General features: G+C 63.9%; 13 protein-coding genes. 3 read left to right on the top strand and 10 right to left on the bottom strand.

The window, feature by feature from the left end; genetic code table 11:
• Positions 1–26: 26 nt before the first annotated feature.
• From Q8R73_RS24170 to lptF, 9 genes are all read right to left on the bottom strand, one after another.
• Positions 27–554 carry a hypothetical protein gene (locus tag Q8R73_RS24170; RefSeq protein WP_371126165.1) on the bottom strand — a complete coding sequence of 176 codons (528 nt, stop codon included), beginning with the start codon at positions 552–554 and terminating at the stop codon, positions 27–29.
• A gap of 23 nt (positions 555–577) precedes the next feature.
• Positions 578–1927 carry a caspase family protein gene (locus tag Q8R73_RS24165; RefSeq protein ID WP_305722056.1) on the bottom strand — a complete coding sequence of 450 codons (1350 nt, stop codon included), beginning with the start codon at positions 1925–1927 and terminating at the stop codon, positions 578–580.
• 80 nt (positions 1928–2007) lie between these two features.
• Positions 2008–3066 carry an alcohol dehydrogenase gene (locus Q8R73_RS24160; protein WP_305722055.1) on the bottom strand — a complete coding sequence of 353 codons (1059 nt, stop codon included), beginning with the start codon at positions 3064–3066 and terminating at the stop codon, positions 2008–2010.
• A gap of 14 nt (positions 3067–3080) precedes the next feature.
• Positions 3081–3941, bottom strand: coding sequence for a 16S rRNA (adenine(1518)-N(6)/adenine(1519)-N(6))-dimethyltransferase RsmA (gene rsmA / locus Q8R73_RS24155; protein WP_305722054.1), 861 nt, complete (start codon positions 3939–3941; stop codon positions 3081–3083).
• Positions 3938–4942 carry a 4-hydroxythreonine-4-phosphate dehydrogenase PdxA gene (gene pdxA, locus Q8R73_RS24150; RefSeq protein ID WP_305722053.1) on the bottom strand — a complete coding sequence of 335 codons (1005 nt, stop codon included), beginning with the start codon at positions 4940–4942 and terminating at the stop codon, positions 3938–3940. Before pdxA ends, rsmA begins: the two co-directional genes overlap by 4 nt.
• A gap of 3 nt (positions 4943–4945) precedes the next feature.
• Positions 4946–5881 (bottom strand): SurA N-terminal domain-containing protein, encoded by a 936-nt coding sequence (locus Q8R73_RS24145; RefSeq protein WP_371126164.1) that lies wholly within the window; start codon positions 5879–5881, stop codon positions 4946–4948.
• A gap of 77 nt (positions 5882–5958) precedes the next feature.
• Positions 5959–8403 (bottom strand): LPS-assembly protein LptD, encoded by a 2445-nt coding sequence (locus Q8R73_RS24140; RefSeq protein WP_305722081.1) that lies wholly within the window; start codon positions 8401–8403, stop codon positions 5959–5961.
• A gap of 50 nt (positions 8404–8453) precedes the next feature.
• Complete coding sequence (gene lptG, locus Q8R73_RS24135) at positions 8454–9551, bottom strand: LPS export ABC transporter permease LptG (protein ID WP_305722052.1); 1098 nt, start codon at positions 9549–9551, stop codon at positions 8454–8456.
• Entirely contained in the window at positions 9548–10717 is a 1170-nt protein-coding gene (lptF, locus tag Q8R73_RS24130; protein WP_305722080.1) for an LPS export ABC transporter permease LptF, read from the bottom strand. The genes lptG and lptF overlap by 4 nt, the downstream gene beginning before the upstream one ends.
• A 345-nt stretch (positions 10718–11062) precedes the next feature.
• Between lptF and Q8R73_RS24125 the strand changes: the two genes are divergently transcribed.
• From Q8R73_RS24125 to Q8R73_RS24115, 3 genes are all read left to right on the top strand, one after another.
• Complete coding sequence (locus Q8R73_RS24125; protein WP_305722051.1) at positions 11063–12565, top strand: leucyl aminopeptidase; 1503 nt, start codon at positions 11063–11065, stop codon at positions 12563–12565.
• Positions 12566–12575: 10 nt separating this feature from the next.
• Positions 12576–13028 carry a DNA polymerase III subunit chi gene (locus Q8R73_RS24120; RefSeq protein ID WP_305722050.1) on the top strand — a complete coding sequence of 151 codons (453 nt, stop codon included), beginning with the start codon at positions 12576–12578 and terminating at the stop codon, positions 13026–13028.
• 122 nt (positions 13029–13150) lie between these two features.
• The gene (locus Q8R73_RS24115) at positions 13151–13705 is read left to right on the top strand and encodes a hypothetical protein (RefSeq protein WP_371126163.1); all 555 of its coding nucleotides are present in this window, start codon (positions 13151–13153) and stop codon (positions 13703–13705) included.
• A gap of 43 nt (positions 13706–13748) precedes the next feature.
• On the opposite strand, the gene Q8R73_RS24110 is transcribed toward Q8R73_RS24115, so the two are convergent.
• Positions 13749–15626: an ABC-F family ATP-binding cassette domain-containing protein gene (locus tag Q8R73_RS24110; RefSeq protein WP_305722049.1), complete on the bottom strand. Its 1878-nt coding sequence runs from the start codon at positions 15624–15626 to the stop codon at positions 13749–13751.
• Between the last annotated feature and the right edge of the window lie 66 nt (positions 15627–15692).

Raw genomic sequence — 15692 nt, 5'->3', positions numbered from 1 at the left:
CGCTGGGCCAGAGAGATGAAATCCGACTATTGTTTCGACGCCGTCCATCGTCCCGTACAACCATCTGATCGCACGAACGTGCCGGAGCCGCTGCGGCCCGAGAAACGGCCCGTACTGTTCCAGCTCAGACCGGAGGCGGATCCGCCGGACCTCGTCGAGCCATTCGGACTGATTTGACCGGAACTGAGCTCGCCCGCGATCCGGCCGCCGGTGACGACAAACCTCTCGGTAGCGGCGCCGCATGTCGTCCCTACGGAATGGGCCACCCACGCTCCGTCGAAATTGCCGCCGCTGCTGCCACCACTGCTGCTGCCTCCGCTTTTTCGCGAGGCGCGGCTCGGCTCTTCGGACTTCGGCTTGCTTCGTCGCACAGGCTTCTCGGGCTCGACCGCCCGAGGCGACTGACGCGTACCGGACACCGACTTTTCATCGTTGCCGATGCTGCCACCCGCGCTGCCGGATTGTGCGAGGGCGGTGGCGGGACTGATTGCGACCGCGAAGGCGCAGAGAAGGGCAATTGCGATCTGACGTCGAATGAGGTTTGGCATCAGCATTTGTTTCCAAGGTCGATTGGCATTCAGCGGCCGGAACCGTCCGCGCACGACGCGCCGATAATTCGGCAAGACTTGCCAGTCTTGCCGCACTCGTCAAGCGCCGCCTCCTTGGCCCGTTGCACGGTATCTCGCGCCACCAGCGACCATGATTGTCCTGAAATAGCGAACGCTCCGCAACGTGTTCCGTAAAAGCTCAATTCAACCGAACATTTTCCGGCGCCGCAGTTCGAGCGTGCATCGTCGACCGCGGCCTTTCGCGATACGTGATTCCAGGAAATGCCCCATTTGTCGCTTTCGGGACCATAAACAATCGATCCCCACGGTTTCAGGTCTTCCATCTTTCGCAACCGCGTCAGCACGCCTTCGGTGGCTTCGCCGGTCGGCGTCATGCTGCTCTTTTCCTGGAACTTGGCGATCGCGAGCCTCATCCCGTTCTTGCTGTCGAGCGGCTCCGGATCGAAGTTCCGTTCATACAACCGGTCGCTCAGTTCCCGCAGCAGCGCGGAGTCCTGGATCGGGATCCGGTCGGGATCCGGACGCAGCGTACCGGACAGCACCGGCGGCGCCATAGCCACCTGCGGCGAGGCCGCCACTGCCGGCGCCGCGAAATAGAAAGTGCCGTCGATCGGCGACGATGACACCCAGGGCTGTTGCGACCCGCCGGTCTGGCGCTTCACGGCGAGGCCGACCTGGTTGAAGGTCTGGAAGATGTCGAGCCCGGCCAGCCGAATGGTCGCCGCCAAAGCCTTGGTGAAGGGGCTGTGGCCGTCGCTGCCATCCTGGGCGACGCTGCCGGGCTGCGTCGCGTAGGAGATCAGCGTGCCCTCCGGCGCCCGCATCTGCGCAAGGCCGCCGTCGGATGCGCGCAATCCGCGGGCGCCAAACGGATTGTTTCGGCAGGCATCGAGGATCACCATGTTGAGTCGCGTGCCGGACCCCTGCATCTGTCGCAGCACGAGGTTGACGTCCACCATCTGGAAGTCGACGTCGGCCTCACGGGTCGGGTTGGCGCCGACCGGCACCAGATAATTCGAGCCGCTGACCTGAACGCCGTGACCGGCATAGTAGAACAGCGCCACATCGGCGCCCTGGATCTGCCGGCCAAAGTTCTGCACGGCGGTATCGAGTGACTGTTTGTCGAGGTCGAGCTGGGCGCGGCCGCCGATCAGCGCAAAGCCAAGGCTCGACAGCGTGTCGGCCATCAGCTTTGCATCGTTCCTGGGATTGTCGAGCCGCGTGATGTTCTGATAGCCGGCATTGCCGACCACCAGCGCGATGCGTTTCTCCGCTACGGCGGGGCTGGCAAGAACGGCCAGCAGCAGCGCGCCCAGCGCCGCCAGCCCCAGAGGTCCGCAAATAGCCGGCCGGCGCATCCGCAATGCATCTCCCGAATGTAATGGGAGTAGACTAGCACCTGCCGGGCAGCGCGAGAAGCGCCGCCCGGCAGGCAGCATCAATTCTTCAGCACGATGCGCCCGACCACCTTGCCGGCCCGCAGCTCGTCGATCCATTTCTGGACGTCGCCCATCGGCTCTTCCTTCATCGGGGTCGGCTTGATCTTGCCGGCGCGGGCCAGCGCCATCAATTCCCGGGCTTCGGCCAGCGTCCCGACCATGAAGCCCTCGATGGTCATGCGCTTGTAGATCCACTGCACCATCGGCAGGCTGAAGTTGCCGCCCATCAATCCGGAGACCACGATCTTGCCGCCGCGCGCGACCGCGGCGACCGCAAAGGCCATCGATTTCTCGTTGCCGGCGAAATCCACCACCGCGTCGAAACCACCCTCGGTTTCCCTGATGATTCGTTTGGCGATGTCGGCCTCGGCAGGATCGTAGGCGACCGTCGCGCCGTTCTTCAACGCTGCCTCGCGCGCGGCGGGGCTGAGGTCTGCCACCGAAATGGGCTGCTTGAACATCGCCTGTGCGAACGACAGCCCCATCATGCCGACGCCGCCCAGCCCGATCAGCAGCAGATTGCGCTGCCGCGGCCGGTCCACCAGACGCTTCAGCGCGCCATAGGCGGTGACGCCGGAGCACATCAAGGTCGCCGCCTGATTGACCGGCAGCGGATCGTAGTCCAGCAGATATCTGGCGTCGGGCACCAGCACGTGGCTGGCGAATCCGCCGTCGATCGAAACGCCGAGAAAGCGCTGCTTGACGCAGAGATTTTCATCGCCATTGAGACAGTCGCGGCACTGGCCGCAGCCGATCCACGGGAACACGGCTACCTTTTTTCCGATCAGGTCCTTCGCAACGTCGGGTCCTGCCTCCTCGACCACGCCTGCGATTTCGTGGCCCAGCGTGAAGGGCAAAGTCATGCCCCGCGTGGTGTCGAGTTTCTTGCCGCCGCCGAGGTCGGCATAACCATCCTGGATATGCAGGTCCGAATGGCACAAACCGCAACGCTCGATGCGGACCAGCACTTCGTTGCCTTGCGGCTTCGGCGTATCGACGATGGTTTCGCACAGCGGCGCATCGAATTTGACCAATGACTGGCGTTTCATCAGCGCCATGGCGTTTCTCTCCCTCAGGACGTTCTTGACGAGCGTATATTTATCAATTCGCGCGCCATGGCAACAAAGCCGCCGACCGGGACGGTCTCGGCGCGCCGCGTCAGATCGACTTCGGCTGCGGCGGCCAACCGGGCCGGATCGACGGCAAGGGATTTGAGGCTTTGCCGCAGCATTTTTCGCCGCTGCCCGAACGCGGCCGCCGCTACCTGTTCGAGCGCCCGGCGGTCGCACGCTTCCGGCGCCCTGCGCGGCACCAGCCGCACCACCGACGAGGTCACCTTGGGCTGCGGCACGAACGCCGCGGGTGAAATGTCGAACAGGATCCGGGTCTCGGCGCGCCAGTTCGCGAGCACCGCGAGCCGTCCATAGGCCTCGTCGTTCTCGCGCGCGACGATGCGCTCGGCCACCTCGCGCTGAAACATCAGCACCATCATGTCGTACCAGGGCGGCCACGGCTCGATGGACAGCCAGTCGATCAGGAGCGCGGTGGCGATGTTGTAGGGCAGGTTGGCGACGATTTTCGCCGGGACGCCGCCAAGCAAGGGGCGCGGATCGAAGGTTTGCGCATCGGCGCAGATGACCTGCAGCCGTCCCGGATAGCGCCGGGCAATCTCTTCAAGCGGCGGCAGCGCCCGCTCGTCGCGCTCTACCGCGATGACCCGCCGCGCCCCCAGCGCCAGCAGCGCGCGCGTCAGTCCGCCGGGGCCGGGACCGATCTCGACGACCGTCGCGTCTTCCAGCGGCCCCGCCGCGCGCGCAATCCTGGCGGTGAGGTTGAGGTCAAGCAGGAAATTCTGTCCAAGCGATTTGCGGGCCGAGAGGTCATGCTGACGAATGACGTCGCGCAGCGGCGGCAGGTCGTCGACCGCGCTCATGCCGGCCGCGCCGCGGCCATGCGGGCGGCCAGCCGCAGCGCCGCGATCAGGCTCGACGGATTGGCGCGGCCGCTGCCGGCAATGTCGAACGCGGTGCCATGGTCCGGCGACGTGCGGATGAACGGCAGCCCCAGCGTGACGTTGACCGCGTGCTCGAAGGCAATGGTCTTGATCGGGATCAGCGCCTGATCGTGATACATGCAGATCGCACAGTCATAGGTCTTGCGGGCGGCTTCATGGAACATGGTGTCGGCCGGCAACGGTCCCCGCACCTCGATGCCTTCGCCGCGCAGGATTTCGACCGCCGGAGCCACGATGGTCTGGTCCTCGAGGCCGAGCGAGCCGTCTTCACCGGCGTGCGGATTGAGGCCGGACACCGCGAGGCGCGGATGGGTGAGGCCAAAGCGGGCCTTTAGATCCGCCACCGCGATGCGGGCCGTGGTGACGATCAACTCGCTCGACAGCTGCGCGATCGCCTCGCGCAGCGAAAGATGGATGGTCACGGGCACGACGGCGAGGGTGGGCGACCACAGCATCATCACCGGTTGCGGCGTGCGGCCGCCGCTCGTGGCGAGTTCGGCCAGAAATTCGGTATGGCCGGGGTGCCGAAAGCCGGCGCGGTAGAGCACGCTTTTGGCGATCGGGTTGGTGACGACCGCGCTTGCCCGCCCGGCGGCGACGTCGGCGACGGCCTGTCGAATCGATGCCAGTGCCGCGGCAGCGCTGCTGTCATCGGGCTGGCCCGGTCGCGCCGTCGCGGCCTGGCCGGTGGCCACGACCGGCAAGGCGTCGGCGAATGCCGCGGCCGCCTCCTCGGGCCGGACGTCGGCCAGCTTCACTTTCAGTCCCAGGACTTCCGCTCGCTTGCCGACGGAATCGCGATCGCCAACCAGATAAAATGGCGGGAGCTTCAGTTCGTTGCGGCGCTGCCATGCCTCGATCGTGATGTCGGGCCCGATACCCGCAGGTTCGCCTGAGGTCAACGCGAGGGGCTTTGCCATGAATCAACGATATTCGATCATCGCGGCCTTGCGGACTTCCTGCAGATAGGATTTCGACCTGGCCTCGTATTTCTCGACATACATCTTGTCGCGGATTTCTCTTTTCTTCGGCGTGTCGATAGTGGTCGGTTTGCGTCCGCACAGCGCCACCATCTCGATGCCCTGCCTGGTCTGCTCGGGCGCGGTCAAATGGCCGATCGGGGTCTTGTCGAGTATGTCGCGCAGCACCGCCGGGAGGTCGGCCGACGTCTTGGTCACGACGGTGCGTATGGTGGCATTCTGCAAGGACTTGAACACCGCGTTGGCCTCTTCGCAGGTCTGCACCCGATTACGCAGCGCTTCGGCCTCCTTGCGTCGTGCCTCGAAAAGGCTGGGGGCCGATCCTTTCGGGACGATCAACACGACGGGCCGCATCTGGTATTCAAAGGCCTCGGTCTCGAGTTTCTCGTTGCCGGCGGCCTGGGCCGCGGCGGCCACGTCCTTCTCGCCGACCTGCAGGCTTCCCTTGAATCGCCCGCGGACCAGGCTGGTCCAGACGATCTCGGCCTTCAACCGCGCCTTCAGCGTGTCGGGGCGAATGCCCTGGCCTTCGAGCGTCTTGTCGAGTTGATCGGCGGACATGCGCATCCGCGAGCCCATCTGCGCATAGGACTGATCGACGTCGGAAGATGTCGGCTCGACGCCGAATTTCTTGCCTTCCTTGACCTTCACCTTTTCATCGATCAGTTCGTTGATGATGTCCTGGCGGGCCGGCTTCTTGCGCGTGGTCAGGAAGTTCAGCTTGCTGCGCTGTTCGATGTCGTAATTGGTGATGGGCTCGCCATTGACCATGACGGCCACGGTCTGCGCCTGCAGCGGTGACCCGCTGGCCATCAGGACCAGCGCCGCGGCGCAACCCAGCACGAACGACCGAAGGCGATGGAATATGTGGCTCGTCATGATCATCTTCGCTGTATCAACCCGGTTCGAACTGGATCCGCAACGGCGGCAATGGTCCGGCAGCATCGACGCCGGCTCTATTGTATACCGGCCGAGTTGCCCGTCGAGGACGTGGTGGCAAGCGTCCGCAGGCCGATCTGGAACATGACCGCGTGACTGAGCACCGGCGGCGCGGAGCCCGCCGAATAATTGTAGGACGTCACGTAGTTCGCAGCCAGCACGAAGCAGTCGTCGACGTAACCGGCCCCGATGACGTATTGATTGAGTTTGTTGGCTTCAAGGTCCCACCGGGCGGCTCCCGTCACCACCCAGTTGGCGGCGACCTTGACCGATCCGCTGCCGAGCAAGCCTTCGCGACGCGTCAGGTAGCCGAGTTCCGGCTGCGCGGCGTAATTGCCGTAGGTCAGGGCGACCGACCAGCGGTCGAAGCTGGCGCGGCCTTCAGCCTCGAAACGATTGATATTGAGGGTTGCCTCGTCCGTGCGCGAGCGCACGCTGACCGTGTAGGTCCGGTTGGGCGAATAGTTGATGCGGGCGACATAGTCGGATCGCGCATTCTGCAGGCCGGAGTTAAGTCCGGTGTTGGTCAGATCCGCCACCGCGTACGAGTTCAGGCCGAACAAATGGTAGGACTGCCCGAACAGAACATTGACCGAGCCGCCGCGGTCGAATTGCGTCGTCGCCTGGACGCCGACATTGGCGCGGCCGCCGCCTTCGACGCGATCGTATCCGGAGAACTTGTCGACCGAGAACAGGTTGCTGGCGTCGAACACCATGCTCTGCGCGTCTTCGTTCGGCAGCTTGCCGGCATAGGTTTCATTGGGGCGCAGGATGATCTGCGCGATCGGCTCGATCGTGGTGGAGCCCCACGGCTGAACGTTGATGAAGGGATAACGATATTCTAGGCCGACGGTCGGCATCACGCGCAGCGCCTGGGTGTCGCCGACGGGAAGGAAGTTCGATACGCCGGGCTGGTTCGAAATCGAGGCGTTGATCGCATCGGCGCGGACGATGGCGAACGGCGTCCAGATCTGGCCGATGGGATCGGTGAACGACCGCCGCCATTGCGCCTCGACGGTCGCCCGCGTGTAGGTGCCGGGTACGCCGCGGAGCAGACAGCTGTTGGGCATCCGTGCCAGCGGATCGGCCGAGGTGGTGAGGCACAGTCCATTGGTGTTTGCCGACGTCGTGATCGGATCGAATGCCGCCGTGTCCCGCGAAAGGCTGGTCAGGTTCGTCTTGTAGCTGAACTCGCCGCCGAAAATCGGGCTGTTGATCACGTTCGAATAATCGAGGACCGGGTGAATGACGGGAACCTTGTCCTGGTTACCCGAGAAGCTGAGGTAATGGATGGTGCGCAGGTCGAAGAAGCTGCGGTTGCCGACGCCGGTCAGGTAGAGCTGCGAAATGGCTTCGGTCGGAAGGCTCAGGAAAGATCCCAGGGGATCGCGGTACTGGGACAGCCGATAGTCGGACATGAAGTAGTAGTCGGACAGCAGGACGCCGTCCCAGCCCCACACCCATTTATCGTTGAGCGCAAATTGGCCCTTGGTTTCGACGCCGCCGCGGAGGTCGCGGTCGCCGGGCTGACCGGCGTAGACGCCCGGGTCGAGCTGATTAATGCCGTAGCCGCGGATCTGGTAGGAACCGTTGATCAGGCGCTGGCGGAACTCGCCCTGGAACAGCACGCCCTGCCGGGTCGTGAAACGCGGGTTGAAAGTCGCGTCGTAGTCGGGAGCGATGGCCCAATAGAACGGCGTCTCGATGCCGTATCCATAGCCGGTCACCGAGCTGAAGCCCGGCATCAGGAATCCGGTCTTGCGCTTTACCGTCGGATCGGGCGTCGAAAAATACGGCAGATACGCCATCGGAACGCCGAAGAATTCCAGCTGTGCGTTCTCGAAGTACAGCATCTTCTCGGTCTGGTCGTGAATGATGCGCGCGCCCTTGACCTGCCACAGCGGCGGCTTCTTCGGGTCGTCCTTGCACGGTGCGCAGGCGGTATAAACGCCGTTCTCGAAAACGGTGTAGTTGCCGCTGGAGCGGTCCATCCGCGTCGCCGCCATGCGCGTGGCGTCGGCGGTGTCGACGCGCAGTGAATCGACGAAACCGTCTCGATAGTCGTCGCTCAAATCCATGACGTTGGCGTAGGTGATCTTGCCTTCCGCATCGGTCATGCGGATGTTGCCCTCGGCGTGGAGCCGCTTGGTCTTCTGATCGTAGACGATCTTGTCGGCCTCGACGCTGGTGCCGTTGTAGAACATCTGCACGTTGCCGACCGCCGCCACCCGCTGATTGTTGTAGTCGTAATTTACCTCGACCGCCTGGACCAGCATCTGTCCGTCGTTGGCGGGGCGGGGCGGGGCCGGGCGGGGCGGGCGCGGATTATAGGTGAAGGACTGCGCTTGAGCCGGCGCCGTGGTCGTTAGTTCGAGCGCAGCTGCCAAGATCATCGCGGCGGCCAGGGCCAGAACCGGGGCGCCGAATGCGGCCAAGCGCCTCCACAGGCGGCGCACGAGCATGCGCCGCAGCAACGCGGACGACCTTACCTGGCGGGCGGCGACAACGGCCACTACCCGTCCTCCTGGTACAGCAAGGCCAAAAAGCCGGTGAGGCCGCCCACAGATACTGGCAGCCACGCCGCAGCGATCGGATGCATCAACTCAGCCTTGCTCAAATCCTCAGTTACTTTCGACAGAACGTAGAGCAGAAAGCCTGCTCCCACGCCACTCAAAACCATCTTCTGCACGCCGCCGAAACGGAAGAAGCGCAGGCTCACGGAGGCTGCCAGCATGACCATGGCAGCCAGCAAAAACGGCTGTGCAATGAGCTTGTGGTACTGCAAGCGGTATCCGGCTGTCGCAAATCCGGAACTCTCCGAGGACCGGATATAGCCTGGTAGTTGCCAAAAAGACACAGTTTCCGGGGTGGAAAAGCTGTTTCGGACCTGGGCGGGGGTCAGGGTGGTGGAGATGAAAAAGCTGTCCTGATCGACCGGCGGGGCGTCGAGGGAGAATCGGCGCGCCGATTTGAACACCCACCGGCCTTCCTCGAGGGTCGCCTCGCGCGCCTCGATCCGTTCCTTGAACTGGAATTCGTTGTCGAACTTGAATACGGTAAGTCCTGTGAGCCGGACGCCCTGCTGCTCGCTGCGGGCGGCGTTGATGATCCACTGGCCGTCGCTGGCGATCTGGTTGAGCCAGAAGCCGGAAGCGTCCTGGATTCCGCCGCCGGGCGCGCCGCCGAACAGCTCCGCCTCCATGCGCTTGGACAATTCGCGCAAATTGGCGGACATCGGATTGTAGGCAACAGTCGCCAGGAACCCGATCACGATCGAACTCACCAGCGCCGGTGCAATGAACTGCCAGGCCGAAACGCCGGCGGCCCGCGCCACCACGAGCTCCAGGCGTCGCGATAGCGCCAGATAGCAGGTCATGGCTCCGATCAGGACGCAGAAAGGCATCATTTTTTCAAGCAACTGCGGTACGCGGTAGATCGACGTCTTCGCCACCGTGATGGCCGAGACCGAAGCCAGCCCCGACGTCTTCCGGACCATTTCGATGTAATCGACCAGCACCAGCAGCAGGAAGATGCTCGCGAACACGCCCACCGCCGAAATCACGAAGCGGCCGGCAAAATATCGCCCGAGCGTGTTGGTCATCATGCTCATGCTGAGGCCGGCCGTCCGAAGAACCGCAGAATACGTTCGTTCGACCTGTTGATGGCTTCCATCAGGGCCGCCGGCGGTTCCACCACGACGCCGGTCAGGATCATCGACAGGCCGCCACTGATCGCAGCTATCAGCATCACGTACTGGAGGAGGGCCGCCGCGGGCGACCTGACCGTCACGACCGAGCAGGCGAATCCTGCCATGCGCAACCCGAAGACGGCGACAATCGAAGCGCCGATCGAAAAATTACGGCTCTGTCGCGTGGTACGCGGGGTTCCCAGGAACGCGAACGTCAACGCGGCGAATGCGAAGGGATAGATCGGCGCCATGAAACGGTCGTGCAGTTCGGCACGGAACTGGCCGGGCAATTGCTGATACACCGGATCCTCCTCCGACGGCCTCATCAATTCCCAGATGTAGCGTTCGCGGATCCCCAGCTTGACGTCGCGGCCATGATTGGAGAATTTCGACATGTCGAACGCGTAACGGCCGAACGCCACCAGCGCCGGGTCGCGCTTGCCGGCCTCGAATCGTTGCAGATTGCCGTCTTCGAGCACCAGATAGGAGCCGCTTTCGTTGCGCAGGATTGTCCCGCGGTCGGCAATGATGGTGACGCGTTCCTTGGGATCGCGGCGATCATCGACGAAAATGCCGGCGAGCACGCCACCGGGCTGCCGCTCGCGAATGCGGATGGTCAGGTTCTGATCGAGCTGGGCAAAGCGGCCGGGCTGCAGGATGTTGGTCAGAACATCGGCGGTGATCTCGGCGTCCCACTGCTTGATTCGGCGCATGCCGTCGGGCGCCAGGTACGACGCGATGAAGGCGACCAGCAACGACACCACGCAGGTGGCGTAGAAGAACGGAAGGAACAGCCGGATCGGCGAAAGACCCGCCGCGTTCATCACGATGATCTCGGAATCGGTCGCGAGCTTGTTGAGGGTATGCGAAATCGCGATCATCAGCGCAATCGGCGCAATGATCAGCACCAGCGCCGGGATCACGAGGCTGGTAATGCCGAGAAAGGTGACGATGGTCTGCCCCTGGCTCGTCATCAGGTCGATGCCGCGCAACGCCTGCGTAATCCAGATCACCCCTGTCAGGCTGACCAGAATCAACGCAAACGACGCAAGCGTCGTCCGGAAAATATACTTGTCGATCGACCCCATCGGTACCGCACGATCCCACATCCAGCGAAACCCCGGCTCACGACCAATCCCTGTTACGGGATCCCCGCTGGTCGTGCCGCAGTCGTCCTGCCGGCCCACATTCTCACTACCATCCCTTTGATCCGTCAACAAAATGGCTGCGCCATGGCACCTTTGCTATAAGGTTAATAATTTGGGCTATGTGGCTAATGAGCCACGCGGGCGCTTGGCAGCGCAGCGTCGGACAGGCAATAGTGCCGGACCATGTTTTCCGCGGGATGCGCAAGCATAGCCGGAGAACATTCGAACTACCGCCCGGCCGGTTCCCGACCCAGCGACAGCACTGAATTCCTGGAGGATTTGCCCATGTCCGACGCCGTCAAGGTCGGCTTTGTTCCGTTTTCCACCGGCCCGCGCGGGGTCATGGTGGTGTTTTGCGACGACTCGCTGAAATTCGGCGCGGCGACGCGCAAGGCGCTGGGTGGAGCCGCCGATGTCGTCAAGCGGGCGGCGGAAACCAATCAGTTCAAGGGCAAGAGCGGTTCGACGCTCGATATTCTTGCGCCGGAGGGTCTCAAAGCCTCCCGCCTGATCGTGGTGGGCGCCGGCAAGCTGTCGGCGATCAAGGACAATGATTTTCTCAAGCTTGGCGGCGCAGCGGCCGGCAAGCTGCTCGCCGGCAATGCGGTGGTGACGATCATGGCGGAATTGCCCGACGGCGCGATGAAGCCCGACCAGGCCGCCGCGGTGGCATCCGGGCTGCGGCTGCGCGCCTATAAATTCGATCGCTACAAGACCAAAAAGAAAGACGGCGAGGATGCCCCGCTGCGCGCCGAGGTTTCGCTCGCGGTCGACGATGTCGCAGCCGCGCGAAAGGCCTTTGCCCCTCGCGCGCACATTGTCGATGGCGTCATCATGGCGCGTGAACTCGTCAATGAGCCGCCGAACGTGCTCTATCCCGTGGAATTCGCGCGGCGCGCCGCGCTGTTGCGCAAGCTCGGCGTCAATGTCGAGGTTCTCGACGTCAAGGCCATGACCAAACTCGGCATGGGCGCGTTGCTCGGGGTTTCCCAGGGCTCGACGCAACCCGGCCGGATGGTGGTGATGCGCTGGAACGGCGGCAAGAAAGGCGAGCAGCCGGTGGCCTTTGTCGGCAAGGGTGTTTGTTTCGATACCGGCGGCATCTCGATCAAGGGCTCCGCCGGCATGGAAGACATGAAGGGCGACATGGGCGGTGCGGCGTGCGTCGTCGGACTGATGCATGCGCTGGCCGCGCGCAAGGCCAGGGTCAATGTGGTGGGCGCCATCGGCATCGTCGAAAACATGCCCGACGGCAACGCGCAGCGCCCCGGCGATATTGTGACCTCGATGTCCGGGCAGACCATCGAGATCATCAACACCGACGCCGAAGGCCGCCTCGTGCTGGCCGACGTGCTCTGGTACGTGGCGAAGAAGTTCAAGCCGAAATTCATGGTCGATCTGGCGACGCTGACCGGCGCCATCATGGTGGCGCTGGGCACCGAATATGCCGGCATGTTCTCCAACAATGACGAACTGGCCGAACGGCTGACCAGGGCCGGGCTCGAGACCGGGGAACGGGTGTGGCGCATGCCGCTCGGTCCGGAATACGACAAGCAGATCGATTCGCAGTTCGCCGACGTGAAGAACGCCGGCGTCCGCAATGGCGGTTCGATCACCGCCGCGCAGTTCCTGCAGCGCTTCGTCGACGACACGCCGTGGGCGCATCTCGATATCGCGGGAACCGCGATGGGTGCGCCGAAGTCCGAGATCAACCACAGTTGGGGTTCGGGCTATGGCGTGCGCCTGCTGGAGCGGCTGGTGGCGGACAATTACGAGGGCAGGAAATAACCGAACCCCGATGACGGAAGTTCTGTTCTACCATCTGCAGGACATGTTGCTCGAGAACGTGCTGCCGCCGTTGCTGGAGAAGTCGCTGGAACGTGGCTGGCGGGTGGTGGTGCAGTCGACATCGGAAGAGCGCGCCGACGCGCTCGATGCCCATCTGTGGACCTATCGCGACGATTCATTCCTGCCGCACGCCACCTGGCGCGCCGCCGACGCCCAGGATCAGCCGATCGTGCTGATGGTCGAGGAGGGCAATCCGAATCGGGCCAAGGTGAGGTTTCTGATCGACAACGCTGCGCTGCCCGCGGATTGCGAGACCTACGACCGCCTGGTCCTGGTGTTCGACGGTGAGGACGACAACGCGCTCGTCGCCGCGAGGGGTGCCTGGACCGACTGCAAGTCGCGAGGGTTCGAGGTCACTTACTGGCAGGCCGACGAGCGCGGCCGTTGGCAACGGCGAAATTAGCGATATCCGGCAATTAATGATAATCTGCGGTTTCGGCCTGCGGGCTTGAACATAGCCACGGTCATGCCGCAAAGTGATGGTGGGACAAACGCTTAGCGACAGGGTTGGGAATTCCGTTCATCGTGCGAGACAAGAACCTTCATCGCGAACGCCTGCTGGCGCTGCTTGTGCTGGCCCCCCTGATGGCGGGCTGCTCGGGTGCGTCCAACATGTTTCAGTCGGATCTGCTGTCGAAAGACGCGGAGTGGTTTTCCCGTTCCGGCAGGCTGTTCATCAGGAGCGTTTCGATCGAGACGGCGCCCTTGACCCCCGACAAGCCGGTGTCGGCGGAAGACCTGGTGAGCGCCGACGGCGGTTGCCCGGGAATGGCGCCTCCCGGTTCGGATGCCAACGCCCTGACCGATGGCGCGGCCGGCGCACCGGTGCCCTCGACCCTAGGAACGGTGGCGCTTGGCCATACCGAATGTGACGTGGTGCGCGGAATCGGGGCACCCGACAGCGTCAACCTCTCGAACAATGCGCGCGGCGACCGGGTGGCGGTGGTCAACTATTCGCGTGGGCAGCGCGCCGGAATCTACACTTTCACCGCCGGGCGCCTGAGCTCGATCGAGCGCGCCCCCGAACCGGTGGCGCCGCCGCGAACGGCGAAGCCGAAGAGGAAGCCGGCCGCGACCTGAGCGCTGGTCCGGACGCTTTCGGGCAGCCCCGCCTCAGCCCGTCTCAGCCCGTCGCCTGATCGTATTGCGAGCTTGCCGCCAGCCACTCTTCCTCGGCGCGCGCCAGCGCGCTCTGGGCGCCGGCGCGTGCCTTGCCGAGCTGCGCCGCCTGCTTCGGATCGCGCTTGAACAGATCCGGCAGCGCCAGCGCGGTATCGATCTTGGCAATGATGCCGTTGATGCGCGCAATCTCGGCCTCGGCGTCCGAGATTTTCTGTTTCAGAGGGATGCGCTTTTCGCCCTTGTTGCGGGCGGGCTTGTCGCGGCCGCCGTCGCGCTCGCCATCGCCGCGGTCCCGCGAATTGGTGCGCATGCCGCGCGCCGACAGCACCATGCGCCGGTAATCGTCGAGGTCGCCATCATAGGTGGTGACCGCGTGGTCGGCGACCACCCACAATTGATCGGCGCAGGCCTCGATCAGATAGCGGTCGTGGGAGACCATGATGACGGCGCCGGGAAATTCGTTGATCGCTTCGGCAAGTGCCGCGCGGCTGTCGATGTCCAGATGGTTGGTCGGCTCGTCGAGGATGATCATATTGGGGCCGAAGAAGGTCGCAAGTCCCAGCAGCAAGCGCGCTTTCTCGCCGCCCGAGAGGCTCTTGACCAGGGTATCGCCGGCCTTGCCGGAGAACCCGATCGCGCCGGTGCGTCCGCGCACCTTGGTCTCGGTGGCGTCCGGCATCAGCTTGCGGACGTGATCGTAGGCCGAGCCGTCCAGGTTGAGTTCGTCGACCTGATGCTGCGCGAAATAACCGACCGAGAGCTTTTCGGCGCGGGTGACGTGGCCGGAGAACGGCGCCAGCTTGTTGGCGAGCAGCTTGACCAGGGTCGACTTGCCGTTGCCGTTGGAGCCGAGCAGGGCGATGCGGTCGTCGGTATCGATGCGAAGGGTAACGCGATTGAGCACCGGCTTCTTCGGGTCGTATCCGACCGAGACGTTGTCGACCGCGATGATCGGCGGCGACAGCATCCGCTCGGGCACCGGAAAGGAAATTTCGCGCACGTCCTGCGTCACCAGCGCGGTGACCGGCTTCATCCGCTCCAGCATCTTGACGCGCGACTGCGCCTGGCGGGCTTTCGAGGCCTTGGCCTTGAAGCGATCGACGAAGGCCTGCAGGCGCTTGCGCTCGTCCATCTGCCGCTTGGCGTGCTTGGCGTCGAGCATCTCGCGGGTAGCGCGCTGCTCCTCGAACGACGAGTAGGTGCCCTTGTAGAGCGTCAGCTTGGTACGATCGAGATGCAGGATCTGGTCGACCGAGGTGTCGAGCAGGTCGCGGTCATGGCTGATGACGATCACCGTGCGCGGATAATTCGCCAGATGGTCCTCGAGCCACAGCGTGCCCTCGAGGTCGAGGTAGTTGGTGGGCTCGTCCAGCAGCAGCAGATCGGGCGCAGAGAACAACGTGGCCGCAAGCGCCACGCGCATGCGCCAGCCGCCGGAAAACTCCGAACACGACCTCGCCTGGTCCGCGGTGGAAAACCCAAGGCCGCTCAGGATCGCAGCGGCGCGGGCCGGCGCCGAATGCGCGTCGATGTCGACGAGCCGGGTCTGGATATCGGCGATGCGGGAGGGATCGTGCGCGGTGTCGGCCTCGGCCAGCAGCGCCGCGCGCTCCAGGTCGGCCTTCAGCACGACGGAGATCAGGCTCTCCGGGCCGTCGGGCGCCTCCTGTGCAAGGCTGCCGATACGCCAGCGCGGCGGGATCGAGATCGAACCGGTTTCGGTCGGCAGTTCGCCCCGGATCGCATGGAACAGCGTCGATTTTCCGACGCCGTTGCGGCCGACAAAGCCCACGCGCGCGCCAGGTACGATCTGAACCGAACTGGTATCGATCAAAAGCCGTCCGGCAATCCGGACCGAAATATCGGTGATTGAAAGCATCCGGGCTTTTCACCGGAGCCGTGCCAAAACGCAACCCGTTAATTGCGCGAAATGGTGGCGGCGCAG

Source organism: Bradyrhizobium sp. (assembly GCF_030697065.1).
Lineage (GTDB): Bacteria > Pseudomonadota > Alphaproteobacteria > Rhizobiales > Xanthobacteraceae > Bradyrhizobium.
Note: the sequence above shows the minus strand (reverse complement) of the source record. Positions and strands in the feature narration are given on the sequence as shown.

Bases quoted from the DNA above. Each gene is read 5' to 3' on its own strand.
- Q8R73_RS24170 (WP_371126165.1), bottom strand. From the start codon at position 554: ATGCTGATGCCAAACCTCATTCGACGTCAGATCGCAATTGCCCTTCTC.
- Q8R73_RS24165 (WP_305722056.1), bottom strand. From the start codon at position 1,927: ATGCGCCGGCCGGCTATTTGCGGACCTCTGGGGCTGGCGGCGCTGGGC.
- Q8R73_RS24160 (WP_305722055.1), bottom strand. From the start codon at position 3,066: ATGGCGCTGATGAAACGCCAGTCATTGGTCAAATTCGATGCGCCGCTG.
- rsmA (WP_305722054.1), bottom strand. From the start codon at position 3,941: ATGAGCGCGGTCGACGACCTGCCGCCGCTGCGCGACGTCATTCGTCAG.
- pdxA (WP_305722053.1), bottom strand. From the start codon at position 4,942: ATGGCAAAGCCCCTCGCGTTGACCTCAGGCGAACCTGCGGGTATCGGG.
- Q8R73_RS24145 (WP_371126164.1), bottom strand. From the start codon at position 5,881: ATGACGAGCCACATATTCCATCGCCTTCGGTCGTTCGTGCTGGGTTGC.
- Q8R73_RS24140 (WP_305722081.1), bottom strand. From the start codon at position 8,403: ATGCTCGTGCGCCGCCTGTGGAGGCGCTTGGCCGCATTCGGCGCCCCG.
- lptG (WP_305722052.1), bottom strand. From the start codon at position 9,551: ATGAGCATGATGACCAACACGCTCGGGCGATATTTTGCCGGCCGCTTC.
- lptF (WP_305722080.1), bottom strand. From the start codon at position 10,717: ATGGGGTCGATCGACAAGTATATTTTCCGGACGACGCTTGCGTCGTTT.
- Q8R73_RS24125 (WP_305722051.1), top strand. From the start codon at position 11,063: ATGTCCGACGCCGTCAAGGTCGGCTTTGTTCCGTTTTCCACCGGCCCG.
- Q8R73_RS24120 (WP_305722050.1), top strand. From the start codon at position 12,576: ATGACGGAAGTTCTGTTCTACCATCTGCAGGACATGTTGCTCGAGAAC.
- Q8R73_RS24110 (WP_305722049.1), bottom strand. From the start codon at position 15,626: ATGCTTTCAATCACCGATATTTCGGTCCGGATTGCCGGACGGCTTTTG.